General features: G+C 47.0%; 6 protein-coding genes and 1 tRNA gene. 4 read left to right on the forward strand and 3 right to left on the reverse strand.

Features of this window, described 5'->3' with window-relative positions; all coding sequences use genetic code 11:
- Positions 1-2,000 (reverse strand): fatty acid oxidation complex subunit alpha FadB (gene fadB / locus UXZ23_RS05040; RefSeq protein WP_320819543.1); only part of this gene is annotated, 2,000 nt, incomplete at its 3' end.
- 370 nt (positions 2,001-2,370) lie between these two features.
- On the opposite strand from fadB, the gene UXZ23_RS05045 reads away from it, so the two are divergent.
- Positions 2,371-3,165 carry a hypothetical protein gene (locus UXZ23_RS05045; protein ID WP_320819544.1) on the forward strand — a complete coding sequence of 265 codons (795 nt, stop codon included), beginning with the start codon at positions 2,371-2,373 and terminating at the stop codon, positions 3,163-3,165.
- A 76-nt stretch (positions 3,166-3,241) separates the two neighbouring features.
- Here UXZ23_RS05045 and UXZ23_RS05050 read toward each other — a convergent pair whose 3' ends face one another.
- The gene (locus UXZ23_RS05050) at positions 3,242-3,718 is read right to left on the reverse strand and encodes a hypothetical protein (protein ID WP_320819545.1); all 477 of its coding nucleotides are present in this window, start codon (positions 3,716-3,718) and stop codon (positions 3,242-3,244) included.
- A complete protein-coding gene (locus tag UXZ23_RS05055; protein ID WP_320819546.1) occupies positions 3,715-5,628 on the reverse strand; it encodes an ATP-binding cassette domain-containing protein in 1,914 nt (637 codons plus the stop codon). Before UXZ23_RS05055 ends, UXZ23_RS05050 begins: the two co-directional genes overlap by 4 nt.
- A 209-nt stretch (positions 5,629-5,837) precedes the next feature.
- On the opposite strand from UXZ23_RS05055, the gene UXZ23_RS05060 reads away from it, so the two are divergent.
- The 3 genes from UXZ23_RS05060 to UXZ23_RS05070 all read left to right on the forward strand — a co-directional run bounded on the left by UXZ23_RS05060 (position 5,838) and on the right by UXZ23_RS05070 (position 10,254).
- Positions 5,838-6,920, forward strand: a complete 1,083-nt coding sequence (locus UXZ23_RS05060) for an efflux RND transporter periplasmic adaptor subunit (protein WP_320819547.1) — start codon at positions 5,838-5,840, stop codon at positions 6,918-6,920.
- On the forward strand, positions 6,917-10,042 hold the full coding sequence (locus UXZ23_RS05065) for an efflux RND transporter permease subunit (RefSeq protein ID WP_320819548.1): 3,126 nt from the start codon (positions 6,917-6,919) through the stop codon (positions 10,040-10,042). The genes UXZ23_RS05060 and UXZ23_RS05065 overlap by 4 nt, the downstream gene beginning before the upstream one ends.
- 136 nt (positions 10,043-10,178) lie before the next feature.
- Positions 10,179-10,254, forward strand: a tRNA-Val gene (locus tag UXZ23_RS05070).
- The last annotated feature ends 58 nt before the right edge of the window (positions 10,255-10,312 follow it).

The following is a 10,312-nucleotide window of genomic DNA, read 5'->3' on the forward strand; positions in this document are numbered from 1 at the left end:
AATGGAGGGAAACCGATACCGAAGATCAAGCCCATATCTGCTTCAGCAGGCGTATCAACGATACCCTCTTCTAAGCAACGAGCGATTTCGATGCACATTGGAATCATCATGCGCTCGATCAGTTCTTCGTTTGTGAATTCACGACTTTCTGCAACAACTGGTTTAAGCAGGTCGTAAACGCCAGCGTCAACAGTCTTCTTAGGCTTACCTTTGGCATCAGTTTCATAAACGTAGAAACCTTTACCGTTTTTCTGGCCCAGACGGTTTTCTTCGTACATCACATCCATTGCAGACTTGAAGTCAGCTTTCATGCGATCAGGGAAACCTTCTGCCATCACTTCGTTTGCATGGTGACCAGTGTCGATACCCACAACGTCTAGCAAGTATGCTGGACCCATTGGGAAACCGAACTTCTCCATTACTTTATCAACAGTTTGGAAGTCAGCACCGTGACGAACCAAGCCTGCGAAGCCAGCGAAGTAAGGGAATAATACGCGGTTAACTAAGAAACCAGGGCAATCGTTAACAACGATTGGTGTTTTGCCCATTTTCTTAGCGTATGAAACCACTGTTGCAACTGCTTCTGGAGACGTTTTCGCACCGCGAATAATTTCTACCAATGGCATCATGTGCACAGGGTTAAAGAAGTGCATACCCAGGAAGTTTTCTGGGCGCTTCAAATCAGCGGCTAACAAATCAATAGAGATCGTAGATGTGTTAGAAGCGATAATGGTTTCTGGACGAACTTGATCTTCCAGATCAGCCAATACCATTTTCTTAACTTTTGGATTTTGAACAACGGCTTCTACTACTGTATCAACGTCGCCGAAATCACCGTAAGTCAAGGTAGGACGGATGCGGTTTAACGCTTCGCCCATTTGCAGTGGCTTCATTTTTTTCTTTTCTACACGCTTGGCTAGAAGCTTGTTCGCTTCGTTCAAGCCTAATTCCAGACCCGCTTCAGCGATGTCTTTCATCATGATTGGCGTGCCTTTTAGCGCTGACTGGAATGCGATACCGCCGCCCATGATGCCTGCGCCCAAAACTGCTGCCTTGTTAGTAGGCTTAGCGGCTTTGTCATAGTCTTTGGCTTTTTTCTTCAACAACTGATCGTTCATGAACAAACCGATCAATGCATTGCTTTCAGATGTTTTAGCCAGTTGTGCGAAACCTTTAGCTTCAACAGCCAATGCTTTATCACGACCAAAGTTAGCAGCTTTCTGCATAGACTTGATGGCGACGATTGGCGCTGGGTAGTGACCTTTGGTTTGGCCAGCAACGAAACCTTTAGCGGTTTCGAAAACCATCATTTGCTCTAGTGTGTCGAGTTTCAGTTTAGAAGTTTTCTCTTCACGACGAGCTTGCCAGTTGATTTCACCTGCAATCGCAGATTGCAACATAGCAATAGATACTTCTTTCAGCTTGTCGGCAGTAACAACAGAATCAACAGCACCGTCTTTTAGTGCTTTTTCTGGCTTGTTCTCTGCACCCATGCAGATCCATTCGATGGCATTGTCTGCGCCGATAACACGTGGCAGACGAACAGTACCGCCGAAGCCTGGCATTAAGCCTAACTTAACTTCTGGCAGACCCCCTTTGGCCTTGTCAGACATAACACGTAGGTCAGTCGCCAAGCACATTTCAAAACCACCACCCAGAGCGATGCCATTGATAGCAGTCAGGGTTGGCACAGGAAGATCTTCGATAGCGCTGAAGATTTTATTACCTTCCAATACCCACTCAGCGATTTCTTCTTCGCTTTGCTTGAACGCTTCACCGAATTCGGTGATGTCCGCGCCGACGATGAAAACGTCTTTGCCAGAAGTAACAAGAACGCCTTTAACGTCGCTGTTACCTTGGATTGCTTCTACAGATGCCTTAAGGTCTTCCAGGGTTACACGGTTAAACTTGTTAACAGAGTCGCCTTGTAGATCGAATTTCAATTCGGCGATGCCGCCTTCGATCATAGTTACCGTGATGGCTTTACCTTCGTAAATCATCAACTGATCTCCACATGGTGGTTAGCTATTGGTTGGCCTGCTTATGCGAGCCAACAGTTTGCCGGTTGGTGAAACAACGGCTTTTGGTGTTCAGAAATCGAACAATTCATACAAGCGTTTGAATCCGAACGCACACCTTCTTCGAAAGCGACTTGAAAGTCAAGGCGCGCTCAATAAATAGCCACCTTAGCCAACTCCGTCACAAATGCGGAAACTCATTTGGTAAATAGGGCTTGATACTCAGCAATGACAGCATTTTTAGTCTATTTTGTTACGTATTGTAATGTCCTATATGGAGAAGGGGGCAGATTTCATACACTCAGTTAGTGAAAAAACTGACACCTTTTAAAAAAATAATAAGTAGATACCTATGAATAAAACAGTAATGAGCGTTTTTTGTGCTTTAGTCATTCTACTATTCAGCCCGCTTCTACGAGCAAATCCGCAAACGATTCTCGTAGAAATGCAAACCATGCGGCTGGCGATAACCAACGCTGTGACGAGCTTCTATATGTTCTCCGGACTCGATGCCGATAGTAAATATGCCCAGCGTATCGACGCCAACTTTGAACGCTTTGAGGCATCGCTAGAGCAAGTTAGTCTGCAATCTGCAGCCATCGGCTTGGAAGAAGAAGTTTTGACCATCGAACAAGACTGGACTGAATTCAAACAGTTAATGAACAACAACCGCGCAGATATGATGAACGTTGGCTATTCCAATGTACGATTAGTGGATGACATGGGGCGCAATGCACTTGCATTGGTAAACCTTATATCCAGCTCATATACAGAACTAGCCTCTACCAGCGGCATGACGCCACCCGCCATTGTGCAGCAAGCCCGCAACATGGCGCTGCTGATGGAGGAGATCACGTCGCAATACGCAGCCCGAGGAACAAGTGTTCTGGGGCAAGTATTTGTTGGTGTGCAAAAGCAAACACTCACCGAAATGGCGGATAAATTTCAGCGGGATTATTTGGCCCTGAAAGATATGGCGAAAGACAAAAGAAGTTTGGTAATTCTCGACAGCATCGGCAGCAAGTGGAGCTTCATGGAACGCTCTATTCGTAATTACAACGAGAACAGCGTACCTTTTTTAGTCGTGAGCTATAACGATCGTATTGTCGGCCACTTGCAGGAGCTGGATGATTCATACCACAAGTAATGGTGATGCCTAGCCCAACAAAAAGCCCTCGAAATGAGGGCTTTTTGTTATCTACCACAACTAAATAAAAAACCGTTCACTCGGGGAGGAAGGCTTTTAAAAACTGCTCATAGGATTCAGCCGTTGCAGCTTTATGTTCTTTCGTCATTATGGTGGCGCGATTTTCGAATACTTCCATCATGATTATTTCATCATTTAAAGTACCGATTTTATCGCACAGCAAAGCCGCCTCCGCGGGAGTTCCTTTATCATGCCACGCCAGCCCCTCGGGTAAACCTTCGCTATCCCAAGCCGCTTGCCCGACCACACGAAAGCGCAACTCTCCACCTTGTTGTCTACTTGGTCTGACATAGGTAAAGCTAGTGCCCCACACTTCATCGCGCACACCATTCTTTGCTGATTCCGGTTTAAACTTAAACTGGCGCACATGTAACCCACGTTTGATCGCATCAAGACGCAGTGCGGCAAGACGGGTATCTCTAGGGCTTGGTTTCATCCAGTACACAGAGCCAAATACGACAAGCACTACGAGAATAACAACAGGCCAAATCATTCGGTCATTGCCTCTAGCTCTAACCAACGCTCCTCAAGAGCTTCTATGGCGGCTTCAGCATCAACTAACGCTGCCAAAGTTTTTTGAATGGTTTCGGGATCACCGTTATAGAAATCCGCCGCGCCCGATTTAGCCGCTAGCTCATCGCGCTTTGCTTCTGCTTTGGCTATATCCTGTGGCAGATTGTCGAGTTCGCGTTGCAGTTTATACGATAATTTTTTGCGCTCAGTCGCCGCTTGAGGCGCGCTAACCGACTCAGTTTTCTTTGGATCGGGCTTGGCCGAAGCTGCATGTTTAGCGGCTTTATTTTGCTCTTCTGCAGGCTGAGTTTTTAACCAGTTTTGCCAATCAGAATAGCCACCGACATGCTCTTCGATTTGGCCATTTTCACCAAATACCCAAAGGTGCGTCACTACGCTATCAAGGAATGCACGGTCATGGCTTACCAAAAGCAAAGTGCCTTGGTATTCCAACAAACGCTCTTCAAGCAGTTCTAGGGTTTCAACATCAAGGTCGTTGGTTGGCTCATCCATAACCAATAAATTGCACGGCTTAAGAAATAACTTAGCCAACAAGACACGATTTCGTTCACCACCGGATAAGGCTTTAACTGGGGTGCGGGCACGCGCGCCCGAGAAAAGGAAATCACCAAGATAACCAATAATGTGACGGCTCTGACCATTCACTTCCACTTGATCACGACCATCGGATACGTTGTCAGCAATCGAACGATCACCATCGAGTTGATGGCGCGACTGATCGAAGTATGACACTTCTAACTTCGTTCCCAAGCGAATATTACCGCTCTGAGGTTGCAAGTTACCCAACAACAGCTTTAACAGCGTACTCTTACCAACGCCATTCGGACCAACCAAACCAATACGATCACCGCGTATGACCTTGGAAGAAAAGTGATTCACTTGCTGGATGTCTTTCCATGCATAGCTGATGTCATCAATTTCGAATACTTGCTTACCTGACGACTCGGCCGCCCCCATACTGATATTGGCGGTACCCACCTGATTACGGCGCGCAGAACGCTCATTGCGCATTTCTTTAAGGCGTAAAACTCGGCCCTCGTTACGTGTACGACGAGCTTTTACGCCTTGGCGTATCCACTTTTCTTCCTCCGCTAAGCGCTTATCGAACAAGGCATTCTGAGTATCTTCTTCTTCGAGACGTTTTTCGCGGTATTCAATAAAGCTGCGGTAGTCACCATCCCAGCTGTAAATGTGGCCGCGATCGAGGTCAATAATGCGAGTCGCCAGTGCTTGCACAAATGCCCTATCGTGGCTGATGAAAACCAAGGCGCCATTGAACTGTTTGAGCTGTTCTTCTAGCCATTCAATCGTCGGCACGTCCATATGGTTGGTCGGCTCGTCAAGAATTAACACATCAGGCTCAGTCACTAAGGCACGAGCTAACATAACTCGACGCTGCCAACCACCCGACAGTTCGTTGAAGCGGGCTTCTTCAGGTAGGTTCAGCTTTTGAATAATGGCATCTACTTTTTGCTGTAAACGCCAGCCATCATTGGCTTCAATCTCGGTTTGCAATCGCTCTAGGCGATTCATATTGGTGTCCATACCTTTGGCGATTTCTTCGTGATATTCGGCAATGACTTTGCCAACATCACCTAAGCCTTGGGCCACCACATCATAAACAGCAATGTCTTCAGCTTTCGGTAACTCTTGCTGCAGTGTTGCTGTACGCAACATGTCGCGGTGCTGAACGCGCCCGTCATCAGGGCTGATTTCCCGAGTAAGGACTTTTAATAACGTCGACTTACCCTCACCGTTACGACCAACGATACAAACTCGTTCGCCAGAATGGATATCCAAATCAACCTTATTTAGCAGGACGTGGTCGCCAAACGCTAACTCGACCTGCAACAGACGCACTAACACCATGAAAATATTCGCTTCGCGTGAAAAAACGCCATGGTAACAGTACTGAGGCTGAAGAAGGAGGTGTTCCGGAAATCGGTTACCAAATAGTCGTAAAATTCACCGATTTAGACTCTATGATCGAGTCCAAACAGTCGGTAGTATCCCGTAACGATTTTTTAGACGTCCCATCTTATTCGTCTAGAGCCAAATATTTATCTGGAATTACAATAATGCCGATACAACTTAATCGCTCTCATGTCATTGCTCTTGTCATTGCACTTTTACTGGTGATTTGGGTTGCATCAGGCGATGCAGCTGAACCCGATGTAGCCGACCGCCCTCTTAACAATCAAGAGACATCATTTAAGGTTGGCTACGAAATGTTCGTTCCTACTCAAAAAGCGAGCAACGTGAGGGTTTCTGCTCATGTTAGTGCCAATCGAAGCGTCGACGTGGTGGCCGAAATCAATGGTAAAGTCACCGCGCTGCCGCTGAAGCGCGGCGCGCTTGTTAATCAGGGCGATACGATTCTCGAAATTGATCAGCGCGATATTCCCGCTAAATTAAAGCAAGCAAAAGCACGTTTAGAACAACGCCAATTGGAAACCGCTAGCGTGCGCAACTTATATGAGCGCGGCCTCACCAATCAATCGGCCATTGCCTCTGCGGAAGCCGAACTGGCCGAAGCGGAAGCCATTGTTACTCGTGCGCGCCTAGACCTAGAAGCCACCCATGTAAAAGCACCATTTTCTGGAGTGTATGACCAACGTTTTGTTGAATTGGGTGAATACGCATCAGTAGGCCAAACACTGGTACGAGTAATCGACAATGCCACCATGCTGGTGAAAGGTTCGGTTTCTGAAAACAACATTCAGCAAATACGCAAAGGAAGCTCGGCATACGCCATCCTTCCCGATGAAAGCCAACTTGAAGGAAGTATCCGTTTTATAGCGAGCTCAGCTGATCCCAAAACCCGCACCTATGCTATCGAGATGGAAGTAAAAAATGCCAACGCGCCATTATTTGATGGCCAAACCGCAACCCTATTTGTGCCCCAAGGCATGGTCGATGCTTACTTTATCTCCCCTTCTCTTTTAATCATCACAGATAACGGCGGCTTGGGGCTAAAGGTCATCACTACCGAAGATACCGTTGCCGTTGTGCCGGTCAGTATTCTATCGGCCGAAACTAATGGTATTTGGATTCAAGGCCCATCCGGTGAGCAACGCATTATTACCGTTGGCCAAGGCTTCGTAAAAGTAGATGAGCATGTAAATGCTGTTCTGCTGAATAGAGAGGCAAGCCAATCATGATGGCATTGATCCGCGCAGCCGTTGATCGTCATCGCACGGTCATCATGCTCTTCATATTAACCTTAATTGCTGGGGCTACAACTCTCTATCAAATACCCAAAGAAAGTGCGCCCGACGTTACCATTCCGCAGGTATATGTATCGGTGGTACACGACGGTATATCGCCAGATGATGCCGATAGTTTGTTGTACGAACCACTCGAGACTCAACTGCAAGGTTTAGAGGGCCTGAAAGAAATGACCTCTACCGCGAGTTTTGGTCATCTTTCTATTCAGCTCGATTTTTACAGTAATGTGGATATCGACAAAGCTTTGGAAGACGTTCGCAACAAAGTAAATGATGCCGTTGGCGAGCTTCCCGTCGACAGCAAAGAGCCGGTTATTCGCGAAATTAACGTAGCACTATTTCCGGTTATGGTGGTTACCCTATCTGGCGCCGTCGATGAGAATATTCTTTATGGCGCTGCAGATGCGTTAAAAGACAAAATTGAAGCCTTACCCGGTGTACTGGAAGTTAATATTCAAGGTAAGCGTGAACAAATTGCAGAGCTTATTATTGACCCTGCGCGCATGGATAACTATGGGTTATCACTAACTGAAGTTGGCCAATTATTAAGCAATAACAGTTTGCTCGTTGCGTCTGAAGATCTCGACAGTGAGGCCGGTCGTTTTGGGATTAAAATTCCGGGGCGCATAGATGATATCGACGGACTAATGCGCTTGCCGGTTAAGGTGACTAACGATCATGTCGTGTTGTTTCAAGATATTGCCGTTGGCCGTTTATCGTTTAAAGATAAAACCTCGGCTGCACGGGTTAACGGTGTTCAGGCTGTAACGCTCGATATTAAAAAACGCATTGGTGCCAACATCATCGAAACCTTAGATGAAGTTCGCGCGATCACAGCTGAAGCCCAAAAAATACTGCCGGAGGGTATGACCATCGGCATTATTCAAGATGAATCAAAGCAAATTCGAACCATGCTAAATGATCTCTTTAATAGCGTATTGGTCGCGACCTTGCTGGTATTTATTTTAATTCTTGGCAGTTTAGGTGTTCGCAGCTCACTGCTGGTTGGCTTGGCAATTCCCGGTGCATTTTTAATGGGGATTATGGCACTTGCCGCCATGGGGCACACATTGAATATGGTGGTGCTTTTCGCCTTAATTTTATCCGTCGGCATGTTGGTCGACAGCGCCATCGTCGTGGTCGAATATGCCGACCGCCGACTTGCCGAAGGCGCTACCGCAAAAGATGCCTTTACCGAAGCCGCCAGTCGTATGGCGTGGCCCATTATTGCCTCAACAGCAACCACTCTCGCTGTGTTTTTACCTTTATTATTCTGGCCTGGCATTATGGGCGGCTTTATGAAGTTCTTGCCGCTAACCTTGCTATTCACTTTAACCGGCTCCCTCATCATGGCTTTGATCGTCATGCCCGCCATCGGTAAAACACTGGGCCAAGCTAAGCACCATGACAACGATTCACTGGATAGTATTATTGCGGCCGAAAAAGGTGATTTTGGCAAATTAAAAGGCTTCTCTGGTGGCTACGTACGAGTACTATCCAAAGCTCTAAAAGCACCAGCAATGACAACCCTAATTGTTCTTGGCACTGTATTTGGTTCCTTTTTTATCTATAGCATTTTGGGTCATGGTTCCGAGTTTTTCCCCGATGTGGATGCCGACGTAGCCATGGTAGATGTCCGCGCCCGCGGCAACCTTTCCATTGCCGAACGCGAAACACTGGTGCGCGATGTCGAGAATCAAATTTTTGATATGGCCGAAATCGATGCCATCTATACCTCGGTATTTGCCCGCGCACCGAGGGGTGGAATGGAAAGCTCTCCACCAGATCTTATTGGCAGAATTCAACTTGAATTAATTGACTGGGAATCGCGCCGTTCTGCCGTAGAAATATTAAAAGAAATTGAACAAAGAACTGCTCATATTACCGGTTTGATTATTGAAACACGTAAAAAAGAAGGCGGCCCTGCCGGAGGAGCGCCAATTCAGCTGCAATTAAGCAGCAATACGGAAGCGAACCTTCTACCTATGGTGGAAAAAGTACGTGCCATGTTAGAAGCCGACCCAGACCTTAAAGACGTGCGTGACGACCGCCCACTGCAAGGTGTGGAGTGGCGAATAGATATTGATCGCGAAGAAGCGGTACGCTACGGCGCTAGCGTGGCAGAAATTGGGTCATTAATACGCATGGTGACCGGTGGCCAGCTTATTACTAAGTTTCAGCCGGACTATGCCGATGAAGAACTCGATATTTTGCTGCGTTACCCTAGCTCAAAGCGCACCATCGACTTATTCACCGACCTCAATATTCATACCAATAAGGGTCTAGTGCCAATCAGTCAGTTTGTTAAACGTACCCCCATCGAGCGCACCGGCGATATCGTGCGAGCGGATGGCAAACGACGTTATCTCATCACAGCCAATGTTAAAGACGGCGTTAACGCCAACGCAAAAATTGCCGAACTTGGTGAACAAGCGAAAGAAATCGACTGGCAAGCAGCAGGTGTAGAACCTAAGTTTCGCGGCGACTCAGAAGAACAAGCCGAAACCGGCATATTTCTCGTGAGTGCTTTTGCCATCGCCATTTTTATGATGGTGACGATTCTAGTCACCCAATTTAATAGCTTCTATCAAGCTGGCCTCATTATGAGTGCCATTGTGCTGTCGATTGCCGGCGTACTGATGGGCTTACTAATTCGGGGCGAGCCATTTGGCATTGTTATGAGTGGCGTTGGTGTTATCGCTTTGGCCGGGATTGTGGTGAATAACAATATCATTCTTATTGATACCTATAACCAGTTCAAAAAGACGGGGCTTACTGCGTTTGACGCAGCGCTGCGCACTGGTGCGATTCGCTTGCGCCCTGTATTACTAACGGCCGTTACCACCATCGTTGGCTTAATGCCTATGGTGCTGCAATGGAACATCGACCTAATTCATCGAGAATTCAGTATCGGCGCACCCTCTTCGCAGTGGTGGACACAATTGTCGACTGCGATTGCGGGTGGCTTATCCTTTGCTACTGTGTTGACACTTATTTTGACGCCAGCCTTGCTCGTGTGGCGAGATAGAGAGCAGTCAGAATCCACTCAAAACTAGGCATCCCTTTTTCTTCACTCTAATAAGAATGCTGTGGTCAAAATTCACGCAACCTACTGAAAAAAGTAAGAAAAGTGAGAAATAGCATTTGACATAGAATCCGACGCGAGTAGAATGCCCACTCGCTTTAGGACGAGGGTGATTAGCTCAGCTGGGAGAGCATCTGCCTTACAAGCAGAGTGTCGGCGGCTCGATCCCGTCATCACCCACCAAAAGCGAATTTTGAAGTGTAATAAGTAACGGACTGGTAGTTCAGTTGGTTAGAATACC

This window comes from Thalassolituus sp. (assembly GCF_034111725.1).
GTDB lineage: Bacteria > Pseudomonadota > Gammaproteobacteria > Pseudomonadales > Oceanobacteraceae > Thalassolituus.